At 68.9% G+C, this 22686-nt stretch carries 22 protein-coding genes; 9 read left to right on the top strand and 13 right to left on the bottom strand.

Features of this window, described 5'->3' with window-relative positions:
- Positions 1-62: 62 nt before the first annotated feature.
- Both KF941_RS04685 and KF941_RS04690 read left to right on the top strand, forming a co-directional pair.
- Positions 63-1682 (top strand): GMC family oxidoreductase N-terminal domain-containing protein, encoded by a 1620-nt coding sequence (locus tag KF941_RS04685; RefSeq protein ID WP_240540218.1) that lies wholly within the window; start codon positions 63-65, stop codon positions 1680-1682.
- 1235 nt (positions 1683-2917) lie between these two features.
- On the top strand, positions 2918-3811 hold the full coding sequence (locus tag KF941_RS04690) for an AraC family transcriptional regulator (RefSeq protein ID WP_181180866.1): 894 nt from the start codon (positions 2918-2920) through the stop codon (positions 3809-3811).
- A 36-nt stretch (positions 3812-3847) separates the two neighbouring features.
- Here the strand turns inward: KF941_RS04690 and KF941_RS04695 are convergent, their stop codons facing one another.
- Positions 3848-5983: a TonB-dependent siderophore receptor gene (locus KF941_RS04695; protein WP_214272680.1), complete on the bottom strand. Its 2136-nt coding sequence runs from the start codon at positions 5981-5983 to the stop codon at positions 3848-3850.
- 293 nt (positions 5984-6276) lie between these two features.
- On the opposite strand from KF941_RS04695, the gene KF941_RS04700 reads away from it, so the two are divergent.
- The 4 genes from KF941_RS04700 to KF941_RS04715 are packed head-to-tail and all read left to right on the top strand — an operon-like array spanning position 6277 to position 10104.
- A complete protein-coding gene (locus KF941_RS04700) occupies positions 6277-7260 on the top strand; it encodes an iron-siderophore ABC transporter substrate-binding protein (RefSeq protein WP_214272681.1) in 984 nt (327 codons plus the stop codon).
- Positions 7257-8282, top strand: a complete 1026-nt coding sequence (locus tag KF941_RS04705) for an iron ABC transporter permease (RefSeq protein ID WP_214272682.1) — start codon at positions 7257-7259, stop codon at positions 8280-8282. Before KF941_RS04700 ends, KF941_RS04705 begins: the two co-directional genes overlap by 4 nt.
- Positions 8279-9304, top strand: coding sequence for an iron ABC transporter permease (locus KF941_RS04710; protein WP_214272683.1), 1026 nt, complete (start codon positions 8279-8281; stop codon positions 9302-9304). The genes KF941_RS04705 and KF941_RS04710 overlap by 4 nt, the downstream gene beginning before the upstream one ends.
- Positions 9301-10104, top strand: coding sequence for an ABC transporter ATP-binding protein (locus KF941_RS04715; protein WP_214272684.1), 804 nt, complete (start codon positions 9301-9303; stop codon positions 10102-10104). The genes KF941_RS04710 and KF941_RS04715 overlap by 4 nt, the downstream gene beginning before the upstream one ends.
- A gap of 111 nt (positions 10105-10215) precedes the next feature.
- Here the strand turns inward: KF941_RS04715 and KF941_RS04720 are convergent, their stop codons facing one another.
- Both KF941_RS04720 and KF941_RS04725 read right to left on the bottom strand, forming a co-directional pair.
- Positions 10216-10404, bottom strand: coding sequence for a helix-turn-helix transcriptional regulator (locus KF941_RS04720; RefSeq protein WP_036755046.1), 189 nt, complete (start codon positions 10402-10404; stop codon positions 10216-10218).
- A complete protein-coding gene (locus KF941_RS04725) occupies positions 10401-10772 on the bottom strand; it encodes a hypothetical protein (protein WP_240540219.1) in 372 nt (123 codons plus the stop codon). Before KF941_RS04725 ends, KF941_RS04720 begins: the two co-directional genes overlap by 4 nt.
- Positions 10773-10939: 167 nt before the next feature.
- On the opposite strand from KF941_RS04725, the gene KF941_RS04730 reads away from it, so the two are divergent.
- Complete coding sequence (locus tag KF941_RS04730; RefSeq protein WP_214272685.1) at positions 10940-11233, top strand: hypothetical protein; 294 nt, start codon at positions 10940-10942, stop codon at positions 11231-11233.
- 115 nt (positions 11234-11348) lie between these two features.
- Here KF941_RS04730 and KF941_RS04735 read toward each other — a convergent pair whose 3' ends face one another.
- A complete protein-coding gene (locus KF941_RS04735) occupies positions 11349-12263 on the bottom strand; it encodes an ETX/MTX2 family pore-forming toxin (RefSeq protein ID WP_214272686.1) in 915 nt (304 codons plus the stop codon).
- 24 nt (positions 12264-12287) lie between these two features.
- A complete protein-coding gene (locus tag KF941_RS04740) occupies positions 12288-12620 on the bottom strand; it encodes a hypothetical protein (RefSeq protein ID WP_036755057.1) in 333 nt (110 codons plus the stop codon).
- A gap of 159 nt (positions 12621-12779) precedes the next feature.
- Here KF941_RS04740 and KF941_RS04745 point away from each other — a divergent pair, with 159 nt between their 5' ends.
- A complete protein-coding gene (locus KF941_RS04745) occupies positions 12780-13436 on the top strand; it encodes a Crp/Fnr family transcriptional regulator (RefSeq protein ID WP_072462546.1) in 657 nt (218 codons plus the stop codon).
- Here the strand turns inward: KF941_RS04745 and KF941_RS04750 are convergent.
- Genes KF941_RS04750 through KF941_RS04760 form a run of 3 tightly spaced genes read right to left on the bottom strand, consistent with a single transcriptional unit; the run spans position 13420 to position 17331 of the window.
- Positions 13420-14217 carry an adenylate/guanylate cyclase domain-containing protein gene (locus KF941_RS04750; protein ID WP_036755059.1) on the bottom strand — a complete coding sequence of 266 codons (798 nt, stop codon included), beginning with the start codon at positions 14215-14217 and terminating at the stop codon, positions 13420-13422. The two genes, KF941_RS04745 and KF941_RS04750, sit on opposite strands and share 17 nt — an antisense overlap.
- Positions 14207-15118 carry a hypothetical protein gene (locus tag KF941_RS04755; protein WP_214272687.1) on the bottom strand — a complete coding sequence of 304 codons (912 nt, stop codon included), beginning with the start codon at positions 15116-15118 and terminating at the stop codon, positions 14207-14209. Before KF941_RS04755 ends, KF941_RS04750 begins: the two co-directional genes overlap by 11 nt.
- Positions 15115-17331 (bottom strand): pyridoxal-dependent decarboxylase, encoded by a 2217-nt coding sequence (locus KF941_RS04760; protein WP_214272688.1) that lies wholly within the window; start codon positions 17329-17331, stop codon positions 15115-15117. The genes KF941_RS04755 and KF941_RS04760 overlap by 4 nt, the downstream gene beginning before the upstream one ends.
- A 296-nt stretch (positions 17332-17627) precedes the next feature.
- On the opposite strand from KF941_RS04760, the gene KF941_RS04765 reads away from it, so the two are divergent.
- The gene (locus KF941_RS04765) at positions 17628-17861 is read left to right on the top strand and encodes a hypothetical protein (RefSeq protein WP_116222684.1); all 234 of its coding nucleotides are present in this window, start codon (positions 17628-17630) and stop codon (positions 17859-17861) included.
- 48 nt (positions 17862-17909) lie between these two features.
- Here the strand turns inward: KF941_RS04765 and KF941_RS04770 are convergent, their stop codons facing one another.
- The 5 genes from KF941_RS04770 to KF941_RS04790 form a co-directional block, all read right to left on the bottom strand.
- Positions 17910-18614, bottom strand: a complete 705-nt coding sequence (locus KF941_RS04770; protein WP_083539140.1) for a Crp/Fnr family transcriptional regulator — start codon at positions 18612-18614, stop codon at positions 17910-17912.
- A gap of 151 nt (positions 18615-18765) precedes the next feature.
- Positions 18766-19815 (bottom strand): iron chelate uptake ABC transporter family permease subunit, encoded by a 1050-nt coding sequence (locus KF941_RS04775; protein ID WP_214272689.1) that lies wholly within the window; start codon positions 19813-19815, stop codon positions 18766-18768.
- A complete protein-coding gene (locus KF941_RS04780; protein ID WP_255469731.1) occupies positions 19812-20771 on the bottom strand; it encodes an iron ABC transporter permease in 960 nt (319 codons plus the stop codon). Before KF941_RS04780 ends, KF941_RS04775 begins: the two co-directional genes overlap by 4 nt.
- 53 nt (positions 20772-20824) lie before the next feature.
- Positions 20825-21766: a Fe2+-enterobactin ABC transporter substrate-binding protein gene (fepB, locus tag KF941_RS04785; protein ID WP_214272691.1), complete on the bottom strand. Its 942-nt coding sequence runs from the start codon at positions 21764-21766 to the stop codon at positions 20825-20827.
- Positions 21767-21775: 9 nt separating this feature from the next.
- Positions 21776-22636: a siderophore-interacting protein gene (locus tag KF941_RS04790; RefSeq protein ID WP_214272692.1), complete on the bottom strand. Its 861-nt coding sequence runs from the start codon at positions 22634-22636 to the stop codon at positions 21776-21778.
- Positions 22637-22686: the final 50 nt, after the last annotated feature.

Below are 22686 nucleotides of genomic sequence, written 5' to 3' on the forward strand. Positions count from 1 at the left end.
ACCGACATCCATCCTGAAAAGCCGATAGCCGCGAGCGGCTGGCAGCAAGGTATTGAAAATCCATGGAGAGTTTCGACTACATCGTGATTGGCTCTGGTTCGTCTGGGAGCGTGGTTGCGAGCCGTCTGTCGGAGGATGGTCGCAACCAGGTTCTGCTGCTGGAGGCTGGGGGCCATGCCGACCGCTTCTGGGTGCATGCGCCGGCCGGGATGGGGCGGCTGTTCCTGGAAAAGGCGATCAACTGGGCCTATTTCACCGAGCCGGGCGCCGAGATCAACGGCCGCAGCATCTACTGGCCGCGCGGCAAGACCGAAGGCGGCACCGGCGCCGTCAACGGCATGGTCTACATGCGCGGCCACCCGCTGGACTTCGACCGCTGGGCCGCGCTGGGCGCCGAGGGCTGGGGCTGGGACGAGGTGCTGCCCTATTTCATCAAGTCCGAATCGAACAGCCGCGGCGCCAGCGCGTTCCACGGCGGCGACGGCCCGCTGCGGGTCAGCGACCCGCGCCAGAAGCACCCCACGATCGAGGACTACCTGCGCGCCGCCGAGAATGCCGGCGTCCCGCGCGTCGGCGACCTGAACGCCCCGCCCTACGAGGGCGCGGATTTCCACCAGCACACCATCCGCGACGGCCGGCGCGAGACCAGCTACACCGCCTTCGTCAAGCCGGTCCTGCACCGGCGCAACCTGACCGTGATGCGCAAGACCCGCGTGCTGCGCATCCTGGTCGAGCGGGGCGAGGCGACGGGCGTCGAGATCCTGCAGGGCGACCGGCGCCATGTGATCCGCGCCCGGCGCGAGATCGTGGTCTCGGCCGGGTCGCTGAATTCGCCGCATCTGCTGATGCTGTCGGGGATCGGCGAGGGGCGGATGCTGGCGGCGCAGGGCATCGCGGTCGCGCGCGACCTGCCGGGCGTGGGCCGGAACCTGCAGGACCACTGGTTCGGCCCGATGATCTGGGAGGTGACGCGGGGCAGTTCCTGCAACGACGCCCTGCGCGGGCTGGGGAAATACGTCGAGGGGGTCAAATACCTGCTGGCGCGGCGCGGGCTGCTGGCCCTGTCGGTCTCGGCCTCGGCGGTGTTTGTGCGCAGCTCGGACGCGCTGGCGCAGCCGGACCTGCAGATGGTGCTGCGGCCGGTGTCCTACACCTTCCATCCCAAGGGGGCGGTGATGGTGGACGGCTTTCCCGGCGTCAGCGCCGGGGTGGTGCTGCTCAACCCCGGCTCGCGCGGGCATGTGTCGCTGAGATCGCCCGACCCTCTGGCGGCGCCGGCCTTCCAGCCGAACTACCTTTCCGACCCCGACGACGGGCGGCGCACGGTCCTGGGCCTGCGGCGGATGCGCGAGATCATGTCCCGCGACCCGGTGGCGGCCCGCGTGGTGGCCGAGCGGCTGCCGGGGCCGGCGGTGCAGGAGGACGAGGCGCTGCTCGAGCACATCAGGGCCCACGGCAATTGCGGCTGGCACCAGGTCGGCACCTGCCGGATGGGGCGCGACGCGCTGTCGGTGGTGGATCCGCGGCTGCGGGTGCATGGCATCGGGCGGCTGCGTGTGGCGGACGGCTCGGTCATGCCCACGATCACCTCGGGCAATACCAACGCGCCCTGCATCATGATCGGGGAAAAGGCGGCGGACATGATCCGGCAGGACGCCCTGCCGCGCCGCGACGCAAGCTGAACATCGGGAGGGACCAGGATGACGGCAGAATTCACCCATCCGGGACGGGAGACCGCGCAGGACTGGGCGGTTGAACCGACCTCCACCAGGTTTCGAGAGGAAGAAATCCCCTGCCAGGACGCCACCGAAACTTCTGCATGAATTCAGGCGCCAGATCCTCGCGGAATACCATGTCGGCCAAAGCCAGCATGCACTCTGCCCGACGAACCGGCGGAACAGATCCTGCATCTGTGCCATCCATGGTCACGCAGATCGGACCGAGGCCCCGCGGTGATGAGCGGACGGGTTGCCTAGCCGCAGTTGGGACGTCAAGCGGGAAGCTGTCGAGATGACGCTGGCGGGCGCGGGGTCGTCTTCGCGGTCGACATCGGTCGCCGCATGATCGAGCCGGTGACTGCGCCGGCTCGGCGCAAGGCGCCTCGGTGGTCGAGAAGCTGTCGATCCCGCCGCGTGGATCGGCATCGAGATGACCGCCGCGATCCGCTCCAGCGCCGCGACTGCCGCCGATGCCGAAAGCGCCGAGGAACAGGTCGGGCGACAGGGCCTGCAGCGATTCCGAGTGCGGTGCGTGGAGGAAGCCGATGTCCATGGTCTCCCGAAGGCGCTGCATCGCGGATCAGTATCCATGTCTGCGTCGTCGACAGGCCGATGCGCTGCCCGATCTCGGCATTGCCTAGCCCCTCCCAGCCGATGCTGTTCGAATGCCAGCCGCGTGCGCGGCGGCAGGTCCGCCCGCGCGCGCCTGACGATGCGAAGCGCTGCCGGTCATGGACGATGGTTTCCGCGCCCGGCGACGGGTCGGGGACCTGCCGCCGCGCGTCGTCGCCGACCTGGTGGATGGTGACAGAGCGCCGCCGGCACTCGTGGTCTATCACCAGATTGCGGGCGAGCGCACTGTCATGACCCACTCCGGGAGCGCAAGCCGCTTCCCTGGTATTCTTGTCGGATGTCGCGGCGTTTCAGCCACATTGCGCGCCGGTCATGATCATCCCGCGGCCATGGGCGGGAGGGGCCGGGCGGTCCCGCCGGCCCGCCCGCGCTGCGTCGCGAAAATACACCAGCCTGGGCCGGCCGAAACGACGTTGGGGCCCGGCATATTGCCAAGGCGGGCCGTTTCCCGCATCATGCGTGGTCGACAATGGATCGCTTCCCAGAGATGACGCCTCGCGCCCTGCTGCGCCGCGCCTGACAGGCATGCCATCTGGAATACTCAGCACGAGCGGGGCTTTCGGACGATGAGCTATCGTCACTCGATGATCTGTTATACCCAAGGCATCAGCTGCGTGTCGCCGGTGCAATGGCGCGGGCTGGACGGGCTGGTCAGCGTCTATTGGCAGGCCGAAGGCCAGGCCGGCGCGCATGGCTATTACCTGTCGCCCGACCCGCGCATCATGTTCTTCTTCGACGACGTGTCCTCGCATATCCTAATCTCGAACCGCGACGACGAAATGCGACGCAGCGGGCGGCCGATGATGCGGGCGCTCTATGTCCCGGCGGGCGTGCCGATGTGGTCGCGCTTTACCGGCCATCACGTCTTTGCGCATCTGGACCTGCATATCCACAAGGACCGGATGATGCGCTTCCTGACGCCGACGGTGGGGGCATCCGCCGCGCTGGCCGCGCTGCGCCGCCCGGTCGAGATCCAGGACGCCGATGCGATCCACACCCTGGCCGGGCTGCTGGTCGGAGAGGTCGCGCAGCCCTCGCGCCACGGGGTTTTCGCCGAAAGCCTTGTCGGCAGCATCGTGACCGGGCTTCTGGACATTCCGCATGAGGGGGCCGAGCGTGCAAGCGGCGGGCTGACCCCGGCGCAGATGAACCGCCTGGCCGCGCGTCTTGAAAAGGCGGGCGATCACCGCCTGACCGTGGCCGAGATGGCCGCGACGGTGGGGCTGTCGGAAAGCTGGTTTGCGACGGTGTTCAAGCAGACGACCGGGCAGACGCCGCTGCAATGGCAGATGGCGCAACGCATCGGCCAGGCGCAGAAGCTGCTGGTCGAAACCGACCTGACCGTCGCCGATGTCGCGGCCCAGGTCGGCTTTTCCGATCAGGCGCATCTGACGCGCGTGTTCCGCCAGGTCGCCGGGGAAACGCCCGCCGCCTGGCGGCGGATGCAGCTGGTCAGCTAGGGGCCCGGCCGTCGCGACGACGGCCGGGCGGCCGGCTTACCAGGTGCGGCGCAGCGTCACCGCGACGGTGCGGCCCGGATTGTAGTAATCCGCCGTGCCCCGCCCGACGACATGCTGCTCGTCCAGCAGGTTGCTGATATTGACCGCCAGGCTGGTGTTTTCCAGCACCTTGTAGTTGAAGGCCGCATCAAGCGTGACCGAGGCATCGGCCTTGCCCGTATTGTTCGAGATCGTGTGGAAATACGAACCGACATAGCGCGCGCCCAGGCCGAAGGTCATGTCGCCGCGGGTCTCATTGCCCTCAAGGGTATAGTTCAGCCACAGCGACGCCATGTGGTTGGGAACCTCGGAGAACTCGTTTCCTTCCACGTCCACGCCCCGGATCGGCGCGGATCGCACGACTTCCGAATCCATGTAGGAATAGGACGCGATCAGGTCGAGGTTGTTCGCCAGCTCGGCCTTGCCTTCCAGGTCGAAGCCGCGCACGCGCTGCTCGCCCACCAGTTCGCGGGTGATATTGCCGTCGGGCTGGACCACGGCGACGGTGACGTTGTTCTTGCGCAGGTCATAGACCGAGGCCGAGATCAGCGCATTGGTGCCAAGCGGCTGGTATTTCACCCCGACTTCGTATTGTTCGCCCCGTTCCGGCTCGGCGCCAACGCCCGGAGGCGCGACGGATTCGACATAGCTGGCATAGGCCGAGATTTCGCTGTTGATCTTGTAGGTCAGCGCGCCGCGGATCGAGGTTTCCGAGTAATCGCCGCTGGAGCGCACGCCGTTCAGCGTTTCCTCGATGTCCAGCCAGTCGTGGCGCAGGCCTACCGTTGCGATGATCTTGTCGTCGAAGGACAGGTTCTGCTGCACGAACAGCGATTGGGTCTTGTAGTCGTTGTCGCGCAGTTCGTAGGGCGCTGCCAGCGCGCCGGGTGCGCCCGAATAGACCGGATTGGCCACGTCGATGGGTGTGTAAAGCCCATAGAACGGGGCGCTGGTGGTCGATGCGTCGCGGAACTCGATGCCGCCCACGGTGCTGCTGTCGAAGGCTTCGAAGCTGCGGTCGTATTGCAGGATGACGTTGCCGATCAGTTCCTTGGCCGTGGAGTTGCCGCCGAAATACCAGCGGTCCACCATGGTGCCGGTCCGCGCCGCGCTGTCCGACAGATAGACATAGCCGAAATCGCTTTTCAGGTCGCTGTAGCGCAGGTTCGCACGCAGGCTGAGGCCGCTGTCGAACTCATGCTCGAACAGGGCGCTGATGCTCGAGCGCTCCACGTTCTGATAGTTGAAGTCCGGCTCGCCGAAGAAGTCGCTGCGGTCGTATTCGCGGTCCAGCGGATAGCCGCCGCTGTTGGGCGTGTTCTCGCGCTTCAGGTAATCCGCGATCACGCTGAGCTTGGTCGCCGTGGTGGGCTGCCAGGACAGGCCGCCCATGACGAAGGTGGAATCGTTGCGCGAATAGTCGTATTCCCGCTCGCCGTCCTGCACCCTGGCGGTCAGGCGCCAGGCCAGCGTCTGGTCGGCGTTCAGCGTGTCGCCCACGTCGAAGCCGTATTCCGCGTTCCGCGGCGATCCGATCGAGCCATAGACCTCGCCGAAACGCTCGAAGCGCGGCTGCTTGGTCACGAAGTTGATCGTGCCGCCCGGATCTGAGGTCCCGAAGAGCGTCGAGTTGCCGCCGCGGATGACCTCGACCCGCTCATAGGCATAGGGCTCTTCGCGCGTGGCGCGCATCGAGCCCAGGGTCAGCCCGTCGCGATAGGTCGTCGCCTGGAAGCCGCGCACGAGATAGTATTCGTTGCGGTCGTCCGTCCCCCAATAGTCGGTGTGGATGCCCGCCGAATAGCTCAGCACCTCTTCCAGCGTGGTGGCCCTGCGGTCGCGCATCTCCTTTTCGGTGATCACCGAAACCGAGGCCGGGGTGTCGAGAATGCTGGTCGCCACCTTGCCGCCGACCCACAATTCGCTGGCGACGATCGTGTTCGCGTCGTCGTCGAACGGGCCGCTGGCGTTGATGATGATCGGGGAAAGGCGATAGGGCGATTCCTCGGTTCCCGCCCCGGAATCCGGCGGCGCGGGATCCTGGGCCAGGGCCGGGGATGCGATCAGGGCGGTGCAGCCCAGCAGAAGGGCGGTAAGGTGGCGGCGGGGGCCGCGCCGGATGTCATGTGCCATGGTTCAAGGTCCCGCATGGATGTTGTTGTTGCTGCTGGCTGCCTGCGGATCAGAGGAGGGGCCGAGGCTGGCTGGTCTTGGAATGACGGCAGCCCCCCGGTGCCCGAGGCTGGGGCAGGGATGGCGTGGCGGTCATGCTGGCGGGGCTTCTAGGGCCGATGGCGCGAACCTGTCTTGTAGAATCCCACTTTTTTTGTCGGAATCTTTGGGAAAAAGCGGATACCTTGGTCGGCACGGGTTGACGCATGCCCGCTTGCGCGGGAAATCCGCAGGCGAACCTGCCAGGAAAGGCCATGACGATGCGGATTCTGCGCCCTGCGATGCTGGTCCTGATGACGGCCGCCGCCCCCGCCCTTGCGGATGAGGCCGGGTTTCCCGTCAGCATCCCGCATGCGTTCGGCACCACGACGATCACGGAAAAACCGCGCCGCGTAGCGACGGTCGCCTCGGGCAATCACGAGGTGCCGCTTGCGCTGGGGGTCGTGCCGGTGGGCATGGCGGCGGCGAACTACGGCGACGACGACGGCGACGGCGTGCTGCCCTGGGTCGAGGAAAAGCTGGCCGAACTGGGCGCGGACACGCCGGCCTTGTTCGACGAAGGCGACGGTATCGATTTCGAGGCCGTCGCGGCGGTGGACCCCGACGTGATCCTTGCCGCCTATTCCGGGCTGACGCAGTCCGATTACGACACGCTGAGCCAAATCGCGCCGGTCGTCGCCTACCCGGATTCGCCCTGGACGACCGATTGGCGGCGGATGATCCAGATGAACAGCGCCGGCATGGGCATGGGGGCCGAAGGCGATGCGCTGATCGCCAGGATGGAGGCGCAGATCGCCGACACGCTTGCCGCGCATCCCGCCCTGCAGGGCAAGACCGCGATGTTCGTGACCCATCTGGACACCACGAACCTCAGCGTCGTGAATTTCTACACGGCCAACGATACGCGGGTGAAGTTCTTCCAGGATCTTGGCCTGTCGATGCCGAAAAGCGTCGTGGATGCCACGCAGCCGGGCAAGTTCGCGGGCTCGGTCAGTGCCGAGAATATCGACGCCTTCGAAGATGTGGACATCGTCGTGACCTATGGCAACCTGCTTTTGCTGGCCGCGATGAAGGCCGATCCGCTGGTCAGCCACATGCCCGCCGTCGCCCATGGCAGCATCGTCATGCTGAAGAACGATCCGGTCGGGAACGCGGCGAATCCCACGCCCCTGGGCATCGCATGGGTGCTGGACGATTACGTCGCCATGCTGGCCGAGGCCGCGCAGAAAGCCGAATGACCGAATCCGCGACCATCTTGCCGCGGCGCGCCGCGCGGGCGCGGCTGCTGTGGCTGGCGGTGGTCCTGGCCGCGCTGCTGCTGCTTGGCGCGCTGTCGGTGGCCATCGGCACCCGGCAGGTGGGGCTTGACGACATCCTGGCCGGGCTGCGCGGAGAGGTCGGAACGATTGCCCATGCCGCCGTCTCGGCCCGCATTCCGCGCACGATGCTTGCGGCGCTGGCCGGGGCCTCGCTTGGGCTTTCGGGCGCGTTGATGCAGGGGGTGACGCGCAATCCGCTGGCCGATCCGGGCATCCTGGGGGTGAATACCGGGGCGGCGCTGGCCGTGGTCATCGCGGTCGCGTGGTTCCAGATCAGCGCCGCGCACAGCTTCATCTGGGTCGCGATCTGCGGCGCCGGCGCGACGGCGGTCTTCGTCTATGCCATCGGCTCGCTCGGCCGAGGCGGCGCGACGCCGCTGAAGCTGGCGCTGGCGGGGACGGCGACCTCGATCGCCTTCTACTCGCTGGTGGTGGCGGTGATGCTGACGCGCGGCGACATCGCCGGGGGCTTGCAGGCCTGGCAGATCGGCGGCGTCGGCGGGGCGACATTCGCGCGGATGGGGCCGGTGCTGCCTTTCCTTGCCGTCGGGCTGCTGCTGGCGATGGCATCCGCGCGCAAGCTGAACTCGCTGGCGCTTGGGGATGAGATGGCGGCGGGACTGGGCGAGCGTGTCGCGGTCGCGCGCGCAACGGCTGCGCTGTCGGCGATCCTGCTTTGCGGGGCGACAACCGCGGTCTGCGGCCCCATCGGCTTCGTCGGGCTGATCGTGCCACATCTGTGCCGCCTGCTGGTGGGCGTCGATCATCGCTGGCTTCTGCCGTTCTCGGCCCTGACCGGCGCGGCGCTGCTGGTCGCGTCCGACGTGGTCGGCCGCATCGTCGCCCGCCCCGGAGAGCTGGACGTCGGCATCGTCACCGCCTTCATCGGCGCGCCTTTCTTCATCTGGATCGTCCGCCGCCAGAGGGTCCGCGAGCTATGATCGCCGATGCCGTCACCGCAGGGCGCCTGCGCCGCGCGCGTTACCGCAGCCGGGTGATCTGGGCGGCGCTCGTGCTGCTGGCGGCGGGGTTCGCCGTCACGCTGATGCTGGGCCAAAGCTTCACCCCGCCGCAGGACGTGCTGCGGGTGCTGGCCGGGCACGAGGTGCCGGGCGCCTCCTTCACCGTCGGGCAGTTGCGCCTGCCGCGCGCGGTCATGGCGATCCTGGCGGGCCTGTCCTTCGGCCTTGGCGGCGCGGCGTTCCAGATCATGCTGCGCAACCCGCTGGCCAGCCCCGACATCATCGGCATCAGCTCGGGCGCCAGCGCCGCGGCGGTCTTTGCCATCGTCGTGATGGGCCTCGACGGCGCGGCGGTGTCGGTCTTTGCCGTCCTTGCCGGGCTGGGCGTGGCGATGGCGATCTATGCGCTGTCCTTTCGCGGCGGCGTCGCCGGCACGCGGCTGATCCTGGTCGGCATCGGCGTGCAGGCGATGATGCAAAGCTTCATCTCCTACACGCTGTCGCGCGCGCCCTCGTGGGATCTGCAAGAGGCGATCCGCTGGCTGGCGGGCAGCCTCAACGGCGCGCAGCTGGCGCAGGCCGTGCCGGTGCTGCTGTCGCTGCTGGTCTTCGGCGGGCTGCTGGTCTTGCGCACGCGCGATCTCGAGGCGCTGCGGCTGGGCGACGATGCGGCCTCGGCGCTGGGCACCGATGTCGGACGGACGCGCGCCCTCGTGGTGGTCACGGCGGTCGGGCTGATCGCGGTGGCGACGGCGGTGGTCGGGCCGATCTCCTTCGTCGCCTTCCTTGCCGGGCCGATTGCGGCGCGGATCGTCGGGCCGAACGGTTCGGCCCTGCTGCCCGCCGCACTGGTGGGCGCGGCGCTGGTGCTGGCCGGCGATTACGCCGGGCAGTTCCTGCTGCCGGGGCGCTATCCCGTGGGCGTCGTGACCGGGGCCCTGGGCGCGCCTTACCTCATCTATCTCATCATCCGCGTCAACCGCACCGGAGGCTCGCTGTGACCGCCCATACCCTTTGCGTGCAGCAGCTGTCGGCCGGATATGGCGACCGGCTGATCCTTGAGGGGCTGGACCTCGACGTGCTGCCGGGCCGGATGACGGCGATCGTCGGGGCCAATGCCTGCGGGAAATCGACGTTGCTGCGGTCGATGTCGCGGCTGCTTGCGCCGCGTGGCGGCCAGGTGCTGCTGGACGGCAAGGCGGTGCATCGCATGGCGCCGCGCAAGCTGGCGCAGGTGCTGGGCCTTCTGCCGCAATCGCCCACGGCGCCCGAGGGGATCACTGTGGCCGATCTGGTCAGCCGGGGCCGCCATCCGCATCACGGCATCCTGTCCCGATGGAGCCGCAGCGACGACCAGGCCGTCGCCGCCGCGCTGGAGGCCACGCGCACCGCCGACCTGGCCGAGCGCGCCGTGGACGAGCTGTCGGGCGGGCAGCGCCAGCGCGTCTGGATCGCGATGGCCCTGGCGCAGGAAACCGACCTGCTGCTCTTGGACGAGCCGACGACATTCCTGGACATCGCCCATCAGGTCGAGGTGCTGGACCTGCTGTGCGACCTGAACCAGCGCCGCGGCACGACCATCGTGATGGTTCTGCACGACCTCAACCTTGCCGCGCGCTATGCCGATCACCTGGTGGCGATGGCGGCGGGGCGGCTGCATGTGTCGGGCAGCCCGGACGAGGTGCTGACGGCGGCGAATGTGCGGGCGGTGTTCGGGCTGAACAGCCGGATCATCGCGGACCCGACCTCGGGGCGCCCGATGATGCTGCCCATCGGGCGGCACCGGATGGCGGGTGCGTGATCCGCTGCAACGCGGCGTGCCGACCGGCAGCGCTCCCGGCCTGCCCCGCCAGGCATCCGGTCAGGCACCAGGCCCGGTTGGATCAGGCCGCCGTGGCCTGCCGAACCGGGATCAGGGCAGAAAGATCTCCTCGATCTTCCGGTCGAAGAGACGTGCGATCCTGAAGGCAAGTTCGAGGCTGGGATCGTATCTCTCGCGCTCGATCGCATTGACGGTCTGGCGCGAGACATTCAGTTTCGCGGCAAGTTCGGCTTGCGACCAGCTTTTCTCCTGGCGCAGCTGCTGCACGCGGTTGTTCATTTGTAGCGCAGCCGGCCGATGACCAGCCCGAGGGTCCAGAGCGCGCACATCAGCGGCCAGACCGCGAACATGGACAGCCGAGGCATGCCGGCATTTTCCAGGAACCCGTAGCTGAAGGTCAGCAATGCCGTGCCGGCAAAGGCCAGCGCGAATGCCTCGAACTGGATGCGCCTTTGCAATTCGTCCAGTGCGCGGATGGCGCGAACGACCGACCAGCACAGAAGGACGGCCGGAACCATGGGCGCCATCGAAACGACGATCTGCATCGTCTGGCCCCGGCCGTTGCCGTTCAAAAGGCGCAACGAGACTGCCAGCGTGACCATATAGGCCAGCATGCTCAGGATGAAGGATGGGGCTATCCGGCTCATTTCATGTCCTCGATGTAAAGCATGCTTTACAGTCGGGCCGCAGGCTGCGGATGTCAAGTATGCTTTACATCGGCATCGCAGGCGGCGACCGCTGCGGGCGGATTGCGCCCCGGGCGCACAGGCCGTAAGGCTCCGGGTTCTCATCGCCTTGCAACGGAGACGACGCCTTGCCCCTTGCCGCCGCAATGAACAGCCTCGGGTCGCTGGCCTTCATCCTGCTGGTCGCGCATACGACCGCCTATCAGGAGGCGAACTGGCCCGCGGGGCGGGTCGTCCACGTGCGCGACTGGGTGGTCCATGCCGCCTATGCGTTTGGCGCGGCCCTGCTTTGGCTGACGCTGGTCCCGGCAAGGGATGCGCGGCGCAGGGTCTTGCTGGCCATATGGTTCCCGCGCGCCTGCTGGGCGCTTCTGCTGGTCGGGATCGTCGTCCTGCCGATGTTCTTTCCGCTCGAGCCGTGACCGGCGGCAAGGCGGCGGGCCGGGAAACCCGAGCCCGGCGAAAGGGGAAAGCCCCGCCTCTTCCGCAGCTGCCATCTGCGGAAAGGGGCGGGGCCGCCGCGGCCTGCCAGGAGATTCAGGCAGCGGCAAGCTCGGTAACCAGAACCTCGTCAACAACAGGCGCTTCCGACCCGGCGTTGGTCGCAAGGACCAGACCACCGTCGCCATCGGGTCGGAAGCTTTCGGTCACATCCAGCGTCCGCACGGTGAAATTGACCGTATGGACCGCCTTCAGCGTCCCCAGCAGGGAAATGCGCCCCTGCGTGGGATCGGCGGGATCGCGGCCATAGCTCCAGGACTCGTCGCCCGCCGAGCCATGGCGGTTGATCCATTCGCACAGCGTGCCGGCATCGGCCTGCCAGATCTTCTGGCCACGGATCGGCGACAGGAAATTCGCCACCGTGCTGCCCTTCAGGACGATGTCGGCGCGATAGGGCATGCTGAGTTCCTTCTTGTTGGCCATCAGCACGACCTGCCAGACCCGGCCGGCGGGCACGTTGCGCACCGGCACCGAGACGCTGAAGCTGCGCGACTCGGATTTCGACACGGCGGTCGCATCCGTCCAGGAATGCGAATATTCGGCGGTGAAGCTGATGCCGAATTCCTTCTTCACCACCTTGGCGTCGATAGTGCCCTTGATCGAGACCGTGGTGCCCGTCTTGACCGCCTTGCTGACCGAATGCGTCGTCGTCACCGTGTCCTGGAAGGTGCAGGACAGGCCGACCGTCTGCTCGGGCGTCAGGCCGTTGCGGTTGTCCACGATCCCGGTCGCCGCCGCCGACTGGTAGACGCTGAAGGTCTGCGCCGGCACGTCGAAGACCAGTTCGGATGCCAGCGTGTCCGTCAGCTTGCCGAACAGCCCGCCGTTGTTGCCGGGACCGTTGGCGAACCATTGGCCGCCGGCCGGGTCCTTCTCGGTTTCAAGGTGATTTTGCCAGGCATCCACGATGATGGCGCCAAGCCCAAGCGTGTCGAGATATTGCAGCGTCATGGAAAATCCTCCTGAAGGAAGGGCTCAGCAGTTCACGTCGATCAGCCCCAGCGTGTTCGACAGCGTCGTGCCGGTGATCGTATACGCCGCCGTGCAGGTATTGCCGCGCTCGTAGGTGAAGGCGCGCGCGGCCTCGTTGTCCTTGCCCCAGACCACGTCGACATGCAGATAGACGAGCGCACCGTCCGGGATGTCGAACTCTTCCAGTTTCGCGGTCTTGGTCTGGCCCAGAAGGATGTCGCCGGTTTCCCGCGTGCTCTTCTTCTGGCCCTCGTCGTCGATATAGGCGAACTTCATCCGGGCGACGAAGCCGCCGCCATTGTGCAGGCTGAAATTGCCGACTTTCTGCAGAGACATGATTTTCCTCCGAAATCGCGGGTCTGAAATGGTCCGCGGCGTTGCCGCCTTGGGTAAGACCTGTTTCGCGCATTCCGCGAATCGACGCAGTGGCATTTGCCACAGCGCCGGGGAATAATCGCGCCGGTTGTGGATCATTCGCGCGATGGGAGAGAGGCGATGCAATTGAGCGGCGAGGCGCGGGCGATGTTCATGGCGTCCGCGCATCAGCGCAGCCACCCGGCCGGCGCCGAACTGATCCGCGAGGCCGACCGGGACCGGCGCGTCTTCCTGATGCTGGCGGGCGAGGCCGACGTTCTGGCCCATTCGCCCGAGGGGCGCATGGTCCTGTTTTCCCGCGTCGTGCCCGGCGACCTGGTCGGCATCCTGGCCGCCATCGACGGCGGCGCGCGCTCGACCAGCGTGGTGGCGCGGGATGCGGGGCGCACGGCATGGGTCTCGCCCCAGGATTTCCAGCGGCTGATGCGAGAGCCGGATTTTGCCGGTGCGATCCACCTGCATTTCGTCGGCCTCATCCGCGGCCTGTCCGAGCGGGTCTATGAATTCGGCACGCTCCTGGTGCGCGAAAGGCTGGTGCGCGAATTGCTGCGCCTGCTGGCCGCGCCGGGCGACGGGCCGCATCTGCTGGACCCGGCGCCAAGCCATATGGAACTGGCCGCCCGCATCGCCACCCATCGCGAGGCGGTCTCGCGCGAGATGAGCCGGCTTGCCCGGCTGGGGGTGCTGGAAAGGCGGGGCCGCAGCCTGCACGTGCCCTCGCGCGGCAGGCTGGCCGCCGCGCTGGACACGGGCGAGCAGATCAGGCCAGAGCCGTGATCTCCACCGGCTCGTCGATGCCCTTCAGCGTGACCTGGCGCAGCGGCGGGGGCGCCTGCCGCGCGGCGTCGCAGACGGCCCTGGTGGCCAGGATCTGCCCCGGCTCGGCCAGGGCCGAAAGGCGGGCGGCGATGTTCATCGCCTGGCCGAAGGCGCCGACCTCTTGCAGCAGGCCGCTGGCCGCGGAAAAGGTGCACAGGAAGGCCGTGCCGGTATGCAGGCCGATGCCGGCGCGGATCGGGTCGTCGCCGGCATCCTCCTGCCGCGCCAGCGTCCGGGCCATGCTGCGGGCGGCGGCGACGGCCTTGAGCGCATGGTCCTTGCCGGAAAAGCCGGGCGGCCAGACGCCGATCACTGAATCGCCCTGGAACTCCAGCACGAAGCCGTCATGCTGCCACAGCGCCGCGACCACCGTGTCGCGCATCCGCGCCACCGTCGCGGCATAGGCGGCCGCGCCCAGCCTTTCGCCCAATGCGACCGAGCCGCGCAGGTCGCAGAACAGGATGCTGATCGGCACCTCGGCACCGCCGGGGAACTGCTCGATGAACCTGTCGCAGGCGTTGCAGAAGCGCGGGTTGCGGTTCGACGGGCGCAGGCCGATCCGCCGGGCCACCCAGCCGCCCCAGCCGCCGAAGGGCGCGAAGCACAGCTTGCAGCGCGGCAGGCCCGGCAGCCGCCGGTAGCGCCGCTGCTTGCCCATCAGCACCGGGTGGCCGTCGCGAAAGATCTGCAGCCAAAGCTGCTCGTTGCCGAATTCGGGCTGCGAGGCGCTATCGGACATCGGGCCTCACCAGGTATTCGTCGGGGGTTTCGGAGGCGTGCATCGACTGATCCTCGGGGCAGACGTCCAGCCCCTCGCTGTTGCAGACCGCGGTGGCGCAGAAGAACGAGGGGCCGGCGACGGCGGTCAGGGGCGGGTCGCGCGGCAGGCCGCGATAATCCAGCACCACCGCCGCGCCCTCGGCCATGGGGATGGCGCAGGGGATATGCGGCCGCCCGTCCGGGCCGCGCAAGGGGATCGAGGGCAGGGTGACGACGATCCCCGCCTCCAGCATGTCCGGCGCGATCCAGCCGGGCGTCCCCGCCAGGCTCAGCACATGGTCGTAGCCGGGGCCGAAAAGCATGCCGCCGTCCGCGGCCAGGGCGACGGGCGCGGTCTGCAGGTCGGTCATATGCGCCTCGGCGCCGCGGCCGAACATCAGGTAATGCGCGACCTCGGGCAGGGGCTCGGCATGGGAGAAGGACCGGAAATACACCACGCGCTCGACCGTGACCGGGATCTTGCCGAAGACCGGGCGCACCCGCGTCAGCTGCCAGGGAAAGAAATGCGGGTCCTTCTCGTCCTCGGGACCGAAGGGCGGGATGCCCTGGAAGATGTTGCCGGTGAAGGTGGGCTTCAGCCCGGCGGCGACCGAGGGGATGTTGAACTCGTCGCTTTCGTCGTTGGCCAGCACGAAGATGTCGCGCGGATAGCGCGCCCGGATCTCGCGCAGGGCGGCGGCGACCTCGGCCGGGACCGAAAAGCGCAGCACCAGCTGATACTTGTGCATCTCGGTATGGTATTGCGTCATGTGGACGCCGAACAGCGTCTCGGCGCCGACGATGGTGAAGGCGTGCTGATGCGCCATGTTGCTGATCGGCGGCCCGGCCGGATCGTGTTCGGGGCAATGATCCATCTTCATCCTTTCTTCAGACGCAATCCGGCGGCCCGGCAGATTTCCCCGGCAGCCTCGGTGGCGGTTTCGCGCAGGATCGCGATCAGCCGCGGAATGAAATCCCCGTCCTCGGTCGCGGTCAGGAACGGGTTCTGCTGGGTCGAGATCAGGAAGCGCACGCCCATGCCCGGCTGCGGCTCGACCCCGGCCCGCCGGGCGAAGCGCGCGACGAACCCCTCGCCATAGACGGCGGGATCGAATTCCGAGGCGGTGACGAACATCGGCTTCGGCGGCGGTCCCGAAACGGGCGCCTCTTCCAGGCTCAGCGCGCGGAAGATGGCGTCGTTGAGCCGGTTCATCAGCCCCAGGTCCGTGTTGAGCCCGCGCTCGCTGCGGAAGTTGAAGGCATAGGGCACGATGCTGGTGTCCGAGCCGATGCTGCGAAACAACGCCATCAGCGTCGGATCGGCCAGCAGCCGGTCGACCAGCGCATCGTTGTCGAGGCAGGCGATCTCGTCGTGCAGCCGCCGCTCCTGCTCGGACACGGCCTGGGGGTCGAGGCCGCGGCGCTCGGCCGGCAGGCGCTGGAAGGGGGTGACGGCGACCGGCCCGTCGGCCGGGAACCCGGCCCGCAGCGCGGCATAGAAGCGGCGGCTGGCAAAGATGCATTTCGCCAGCAACCGGCCATAGCCCGACTGGTCGGGCGGGATCACCCGATGCGACAGCCAGACCGAGGCCGCCGCGGCGCCGGGCTTCGAGCCTTCGATGCCATAGATGCCGACCGTCGGCACCACGCCGTCGTGAAAGACCACCGGCGCGGCAAAACTGACCAGATCGCGCATCGCGCCGTCGCGATAGCAAAGCGCGCCGGCGGGGTAGGGGATGAACCCCGCCTTGTGCGGGTCCACGGTCAGCGTCTCGCAATGCCGCGCGGCGTTGAGACGCGCCTCGACCCGCGGGTTCAGGTGCATGCCGGGCGGCGCGTCGTCGTCGTCGATGTCCAGCATGTGGTTGGGGTCCGAACTGCCCAACGGCGGCTGGCGCAGCATGGACATGAAATAGCCGCCCCAGGCGGCGTCGGCATGCAGCGCAAAGCCCAGGCCGCGGCCGCCGAAAGCCTCGCGCAGGGCGGCGATACGGTCCAGCGGATCGACCGCGCCCTCCTCGGTGGTGCCCAGCACGGCGACCGCCAGCATGACCGGCCGGCGCTGGTCCAGGCATTCCGCCAGCATCCGCTCCAGCGCGCCGATCTCCATGCGGCCGTTGTCGTCCACCGGCACGCTGCGCAGCGCGGTGCGTCCCAGGCCCAGCAGCGCCGCGCCCTTGGGCCAGGAATAATGCGCCGTCGCCGGGGCAAGGATCAGAGGCACCGGCAGGTCGGGGGCATGGCGGCGGTGCATCTCGGCCAGGCCCAGATCCTGCACGGTGCGGCCTGCCAGCGCGGCGACTGCCGCCTCGGGCTCGACCCCGGCCGACCGGGCAAGATCGCCGGTCAGGTCCAGCACCGTCCGCACCGGCAGGTTCATCAGCCCCCAGGCGTCCAGCTCCAGCAGCCGGGCCTGCCCCTGTCCGGTCCGCACCTCCAGCTCGCGGGCCGCCGCCAGGGCCGGCACTTCGCGCAGCGCCTCCGCCACGGCGAAGGGCAGGTATTTCAGGTTGCGCGCCGCCCAGATCGCCTCGGCATTGGCCACGCTGCCGTCGCAGGTGACATGGCCCCAGGGCGGGCGCTGCGCATCGTCAAAGCCGGCCATCCGGCACAACTCGCGCCCGACGGTGATCTCCAGCAAGGTGGTGACGGGCGAGGCCTCGGCCGCGACATTGTTCTGGTTGAAGAGCAGCGCCGCGATATAGCCCGCAACCCCCGGCAGGGTGATGTCCCAATACATGTGCGACTGGTTGCGATAGCTGGAAAGCGGCGTGGACCCGGCCAGCTTGCCGATCATCTCGGCAAGACAGGCGCGCATGCGCTCGACCGTGGCGCGATAGGCGTCACTTTCGAAGACGCGGTCCGGCCCAAGCCGGGGATCCTGCGGCGCATAGTCCCGCCGGGCGGCGACATGGCCGGAAATCGCCATCCCGACCAGTTCGCGCAGCACCGCCTCGTTCTCGGCCTTGGGGCCAAGGAACCAAGCCGGCAGCGCGCCCGCCCGCGCGACCCCGGCCGCGCCCAACAGCCCCGTCCCCTCCCGCGCGATCCGGTCCAGCGAATCTATCAGGTCGGGATTGGCCTTGCCGGTCATGGACGCCTCGCAGGATCGCCGGGAGCAGGAAGATGGGACCACCATGGCCCGAGCGTTCGGCCTTTTCAACATGCAGTTGCATGAGCCGCACCGTTTTCCCCAATGTTTGGACGGGCTTCCGCGGGCCGCATCGCCCGCGGCCGGGGCAGGAGCCGGGCAGGAACCGGGCAGGGCGGCGGCCGCATATTTTCCGAAATGTCGAATTCTCAACATTCCGGCCATCGGCCGTCCGCTTATACCCGGAGACGGCGCCCACGGGCGCCCCTTGTCCCCACCAGATTTGCATAGGCGCGATTATGAGCAAAAACCTTCGCCATACCCGGAATCCCGACATGATCGCCTTTACCATCGGATGGGTCGTGCTGCAGCTTATCCACGACGACCTGCCCACCGACATCAAGACCATCAAGGGAAGGCTGCGCCAGATCGCTGCGGGCCGCGCCGAAGGCCGGGTGACGCCCGAGATGGCCAAGGACGCCCTTTCCGGCACCGAGGGCCTGGAGCGCGGGCGAATGCGCGACGTGGCCTGAAAGGACAGGGCCTGAGAAGGCCCGGCCCGAGAGCGGATGGCCGGGGTATCAGCCCTCGGTCCCGGTGACATAGGCGCGCAGGCCCTGCGGCCTCAGCACGGTTATCCGGCCATAGCCGACCTCGATGCAGCCGAGGGCCTCCAGCTTCTTCAGCGTCTCGTTCACGATATGGCGCGAGGCGTTGGCCATTTCGGCCAGGTCGTTCTGCGTCAGCCGGCAGGTCTCGGGCGCGTCCTCGCAGGGGCCCGTGCCGGCCACGCGCAAAAGCACCGCCGCCGTCCGGCGATCCGCCCGCCGGATCAGCAGGTCGGCCATGCAGCGGACCGCTATGTCGAGGTTGTATTCCGAAAGAGAGCCGAAATGCAGCGCCGCCTCGGGCAGGCGCCGGCAAATCCTGTCCACGGCCGCAAGCGAGACGTAAAGCACCGCGGCCGGCTCCATGGCGCGAAAGGACAGGGTCCGCGGCTGGCGAGAGACCATCGGCCCTTCCCCCACCCAGTCGCCGCGCCGGAAGATATGCCCCATGGCGATGCCGGCATCCGGGGTCGGGCCAAGCCCGGCAAAGCTGCCCCGGACGATCCCGTAGAATCCGCCCAGGCCGTCGCCGATGTGATGGGTATACTGGCCGGCCTCGTAATGGCGCAGCCTCGCCTCGTCGAGAAGGGCGGACTGGAACGCGCCCGGCTTTTGCGCCAGCCAGCCAAACGACAGCAGGGTCTGCCGGCACTCGGCCATGGAAACAGCAACTTGCATGAAATTCCCGGTATCGAACGGCGCGCAAGGCGCCCGCCACAGGCTTGTCCATCATCGAGAAAGGGTCAAGCCTTGCTGCAACGGCCGCGCGCGTTGCCCGCGCCTCGTGCATGAGGAGATCCCCTGTTTCTGCGGATGGCCGGACAAAGGTTCACCGCTTGCCGGCCCCCGCGCCACCCTGTCCCAGCAGCCAGACCAGGTAGAGCCCGCCGCACAATCCGGTCATGCTGCCGATGGGCAAGAGCAGGCCAAGCGGCGCGCGCTGCGAGATCAGGTCCGCCGCCAGCAGCAGCGCCGCGCCGGTCCATGCGCCGGAAAGCAGCGGCACCCCCGGCGCGCGGGTCAGGCGCCGGGCGATCTGCGGCCCGGCCAGCGCGATGAAGGCGATGGGGCCGGCGCTGGCGGTGGCCACGGCGGTCAGCCCGACGGCGGCGATGACCAGCAGCACGCGGGTGCGGGCGATGTTCAGGCCCAGCTGGGCCGCCATGCCCTCGCCCAGCTCAAGGACGGCCAGGCGGCGCGCGTTCAGCACCAGCAGCGGTGCGAACAGCGCCAGCCCCGCCAGGGCCGGCCAGACATGCGACCAGCTGCGCGCGTTCAGCGATCCGGCCAGCCAGATCTGCGCCGACATGGCGCGGTCGAGATTGCCCATCACCATCAGCATGTTGTTGACCCCGGTCAGGACCGCGCCCACGCCGATGCCGACCAGGATCAGGCGATAGCCGCCCTCGGTCCCCCGGCGTCGCGCCAGCGCCAGCACCACCACCGCCGTCGCCAGGCCCGAGACCACCGCCGCCGAGGCGACCTGGAAGGTGCCGGCGTTGAACAGGACGATCTGCACGATGGCCCCGGTCGCCGCCCCGGTGGTGAAGCCGATCACGTCGGGCGAACCCAGCGCATTGCGCGACAGCGACTGGAACACCGCCCCGGCCATGCCCAGCGAGGCGCCGACCAGCGCCGCCGTCAGCACCCGCGGCAGGCGGATGCCGCGCAGCACCCGCGTCACCGTGGTCTCGCCCGAGGTGCCGGCCAGCCCCTCGACCACCTGCGCTGACGACAGCCGCACCGTGCCGGTGCCCAGAAGCAGCAGCGCCAGGACCAGGCACAGCAGCAGCAGCGCCAGGCAGACCGCCAGCGCGCGCGGCCGCCACAGCAGCGAGGCGCGGCCCAGCCGCAGGACGCGGGTCTCGGGCAGGATCATAGCCGCGCCAGCCGGAAGCGGCGCACGACATGGACGAAGAACGGCCCGCCCAGGATCGCCGCGACGATGCCGGCCGCGACCTCGGCCGGCGGCGCGACGACGCGGCCGATGATATCCGCGCCCAAGAGGACCGAGGCCGCGAACAGCGCCGAAAGCGGCAGCACCCGGCGGTTGTCCGGCCCGGTGACGGCGCGCGCCAGATGCGGCGCGACCAGCCCGACAAAGCCGATCGGCCCGGCCGCGGCCGTCGCGGCGCCGGCCAGGATCATCACCGACAGGCAGGCGAGCGCCCAGAACCGCTGCGGCCGCAGCCCCAGCGCCCGGCCGCTGTCATGCCCCAGCGCCATGGCGTTCAGCCCCGGCGCCAGCGCCAGCGCCAGCCCGCCGCCAAGCGCCAGCGCCACGCCCATGGTCGCCGCCACGGCCCGCCCGCGCCCCTCGAGCGCGCCCGAGCCCCAGTTGCGGAACAGGTCCAGCACCTCGAGCCCCGAGTTCAGGATCACCAGGCTCGCCGCCGCGCCCAGCAGGACCGAGATCCCGGCCCCCGCCAGCACCAGCCGGACCGGGTCGGTGCCGCTTTCATGCGCCCGGCCCAGCAGGAAGACCGCGACCCCCGCCAGCCCGGCGCCCAGAAAGCCGAACCAGACATATTGCGCCATCTGCGTCAGCCCGAAGGCCGAGGCCCCCAAGACGACCGCGATAGCCGCGCCCGAATTCACCCCCAGCAGGCCCGGTTCGGCCAGCGGGTTGCGTGTCACCGATTGCATCACCGCCCCGGCCAGCCCCAGCGCCGCGCCGGCAAAGATCGCCAGCAGCGTGCGCGGCAGCCGCAGCGCGCGCACCACCAGATGCAGGTCGTTCGCCGGGTCGAAGCCGAACAGCGCCGAAAGCACCTGCGAGGGCGGCACCGGGCGCGAGCCGACGGCCAGGCTTGCCAGCGCCAGAAGCGCCAGCACCGCCGCTCCGGCCGCGTATTGCCGCCCTGCCGGCGCCGGGCGCAAGAGCGGCGTCATTTGGCGAAATAGGGCGCGACCGTCTCGATGATCTGCAGGCCCGAGTAATAATCCACCCGGAACGAGTTCGGCCCCAGCGGATAGACCCGGCCCTCGCGCACCGCGGGCAGGTTGGCCAGCACCGGATCGGCGCTGAATTCGCGCACCGTCTGCTCGGTCCCGTTCAGCAGGAAGACGCTGTCGCCGGTGATCGCGGCGGGCAGGTTCTCATGCGAGACGAAATCGAAATCGGCCGAGCGCGAGACCTCGCCCCGCATCTCGTCGGGAAGGCCCGCGACCGAGAGCCCCAGCGCCGCCAGCACCCGCGCCTGCGGGCTTTCGGGCTTGCCGACCGAATAGGTGCCCGAGAAATTGTAGGACACGATGCTGACATCGCCCGGCGGCAGGGACAGCCCCGCCTTCGCCTCGGCCGCCCGGCGGGCGAAATCCTGGGTCATGCGGGCGGCGTCGGCCTCGTGCCCGGTGGCGCGGCCCAGGCTGTGGGCCAGTTCCTCCCAGCCGTCGTTGGCGTAGTCCAGCACGATCACCGGCACCTCCTGCGCGCGCAGCTGGTCGAGATAGGGCAGGATGCTGTCGCCGCCGACGGAGGAGGCGACGACGAGGTCGGGCTCCTGCACGATCAGCGCCTCGATGTCGAAATTCAGGTTCGGATACAGCACCTCGACCCCGCGTTGGTCGGCGGTGGCGGCCCATTGCGTGAAGAAGCCCTTGTCGTCGGTCAGCGGCCCGACCATGGCCGAGGCGGTGGCCGCAAGCGGCGCGTCGATGGCCAGCAGGATGCCGGTCAGGCTGGGCGAGGTCGAGACGATGCGCTGCGGAGGCGCTGCCACCGTCGCCTCGCCCAGGGCGTCGGGAATGCTGCGCGGCCAGCCTTCGTCGGCAAGCGCCGCGGCGGGCAGGATCAGCGCAAGGAGCAGCGGAGCGAGGCGTGTGGGCATGGGCATTCCTCAGATCGGCAGTTCGGCGTCGTCAAGGTCTTCCAGCCGCAGCCCGCGTTTGCGGATCTCGGCATATTCGCGCAGCCGGATGCGGTCGATCTCGGAGCTGCTGGCGCCGTGCTTCCAGTAGCCGAAGACGCGCGCGTCCTCTCGGGCCAGGCCGAGGGCGCGGAAATGGCTGCGCAGATCCCGCATCTCCTGCCGCTCGCCGGCGGCCCAGAGCGTCCAGCCCTGGGGCGTGGTGATGGCGTTGCGCGCGGCGGCCAGCAGCGCGCCGGTGGTGCCCGCGGGCCGGTCCCGCCGGATCAGGTGATAGTCGATGCCGGGCAGGCGCGGCAGTTCCTCGAACGCGCCGGGCTCGGCGGTCTCGATCCACAGGCTGCCGGGGGTGTCCTGCGGCCATGCGCCCAGGATGGCGTGGACGGCGGGGATCGCGGTTTCGTCGGCAAAGATCGCCGCGCGTTTGCCGGGGGCGTGGCCGGGGACCAGGTGCTGGCGCGGCCCGATCATCCAGGCGCGGGTGCCGGCGCGGGCGGCCTTCAGCCAGCGCATCGCCGGGCTGTCGTCGTCATGGAGCACGAAGTCGATCTCGACCGTGCCGCTGGCGGGCTCGAAGCTGCGGATCGTGTAGATGCGCGAGACCGGCCGCTGGCCCTGGGGCGTCTCGACCTCGATGCGGACGGCCAGGTTCGCGGGCAGCCAGGCGGCGGGGTCCGCCGCGTCGATGCGGCCGACCACCCGCGCGACCGAGGGAAAGGGGCGGCGGATCTCGGCCACCTCCAGCTGGACGCGATCCATGTCGCGCATGTGATCCTGCTGCGACAGCAGGTCGTCAGGATCTTCGACGGATTCCGTGTTCGGGCTGGCCATGGCATCCTTTCCGCCTGCAGCATGTCGCGGGCGCTGGTCTGAAAAGCAGG

The organism is Paracoccus sp. pheM1 (assembly GCF_018499825.1).
GTDB classification, from domain to species: domain Bacteria; phylum Pseudomonadota; class Alphaproteobacteria; order Rhodobacterales; family Rhodobacteraceae; genus Paracoccus; species Paracoccus versutus.

What these genes read in the sequence shown, in the direction of transcription:
- KF941_RS04685 (WP_240540218.1), top strand. Translation starts at nt 63, where the DNA reads ATGGAGAGTTTCGACTACATCGTGATTGGCTCTGGTTCGTCTGGGAGC.
- KF941_RS04690 (WP_181180866.1), top strand. Translation starts at nt 2,918, where the DNA reads ATGAGCTATCGTCACTCGATGATCTGTTATACCCAAGGCATCAGCTGC.
- KF941_RS04695 (WP_214272680.1), bottom strand. Translation starts at nt 5,983, where the DNA reads ATGGCACATGACATCCGGCGCGGCCCCCGCCGCCACCTTACCGCCCTT.
- KF941_RS04700 (WP_214272681.1), top strand. Translation starts at nt 6,277, where the DNA reads ATGACGATGCGGATTCTGCGCCCTGCGATGCTGGTCCTGATGACGGCC.
- KF941_RS04705 (WP_214272682.1), top strand. Translation starts at nt 7,257, where the DNA reads ATGACCGAATCCGCGACCATCTTGCCGCGGCGCGCCGCGCGGGCGCGG.
- KF941_RS04710 (WP_214272683.1), top strand. Translation starts at nt 8,279, where the DNA reads ATGATCGCCGATGCCGTCACCGCAGGGCGCCTGCGCCGCGCGCGTTAC.
- KF941_RS04720 (WP_036755046.1), bottom strand. Translation starts at nt 10,404, where the DNA reads ATGAACAACCGCGTGCAGCAGCTGCGCCAGGAGAAAAGCTGGTCGCAA.
- KF941_RS04725 (WP_240540219.1), bottom strand. Translation starts at nt 10,772, where the DNA reads ATGAGCCGGATAGCCCCATCCTTCATCCTGAGCATGCTGGCCTATATG.
- KF941_RS04735 (WP_214272686.1), bottom strand. Translation starts at nt 12,263, where the DNA reads ATGACGCTGCAATATCTCGACACGCTTGGGCTTGGCGCCATCATCGTG.
- KF941_RS04740 (WP_036755057.1), bottom strand. Translation starts at nt 12,620, where the DNA reads ATGTCTCTGCAGAAAGTCGGCAATTTCAGCCTGCACAATGGCGGCGGC.
- KF941_RS04745 (WP_072462546.1), top strand. Translation starts at nt 12,780, where the DNA reads ATGCAATTGAGCGGCGAGGCGCGGGCGATGTTCATGGCGTCCGCGCAT.
- KF941_RS04750 (WP_036755059.1), bottom strand. Translation starts at nt 14,217, where the DNA reads ATGTCCGATAGCGCCTCGCAGCCCGAATTCGGCAACGAGCAGCTTTGG.
- KF941_RS04755 (WP_214272687.1), bottom strand. Translation starts at nt 15,118, where the DNA reads ATGAAGATGGATCATTGCCCCGAACACGATCCGGCCGGGCCGCCGATC.
- KF941_RS04760 (WP_214272688.1), bottom strand. Translation starts at nt 17,331, where the DNA reads ATGACCGGCAAGGCCAATCCCGACCTGATAGATTCGCTGGACCGGATC.
- KF941_RS04765 (WP_116222684.1), top strand. Translation starts at nt 17,628, where the DNA reads ATGAGCAAAAACCTTCGCCATACCCGGAATCCCGACATGATCGCCTTT.
- KF941_RS04770 (WP_083539140.1), bottom strand. Translation starts at nt 18,614, where the DNA reads ATGCAAGTTGCTGTTTCCATGGCCGAGTGCCGGCAGACCCTGCTGTCG.
- KF941_RS04775 (WP_214272689.1), bottom strand. Translation starts at nt 19,815, where the DNA reads ATGATCCTGCCCGAGACCCGCGTCCTGCGGCTGGGCCGCGCCTCGCTG.
- fepB (WP_214272691.1), bottom strand. Translation starts at nt 21,766, where the DNA reads ATGCCCACACGCCTCGCTCCGCTGCTCCTTGCGCTGATCCTGCCCGCC.
- KF941_RS04790 (WP_214272692.1), bottom strand. Translation starts at nt 22,636, where the DNA reads ATGGCCAGCCCGAACACGGAATCCGTCGAAGATCCTGACGACCTGCTG.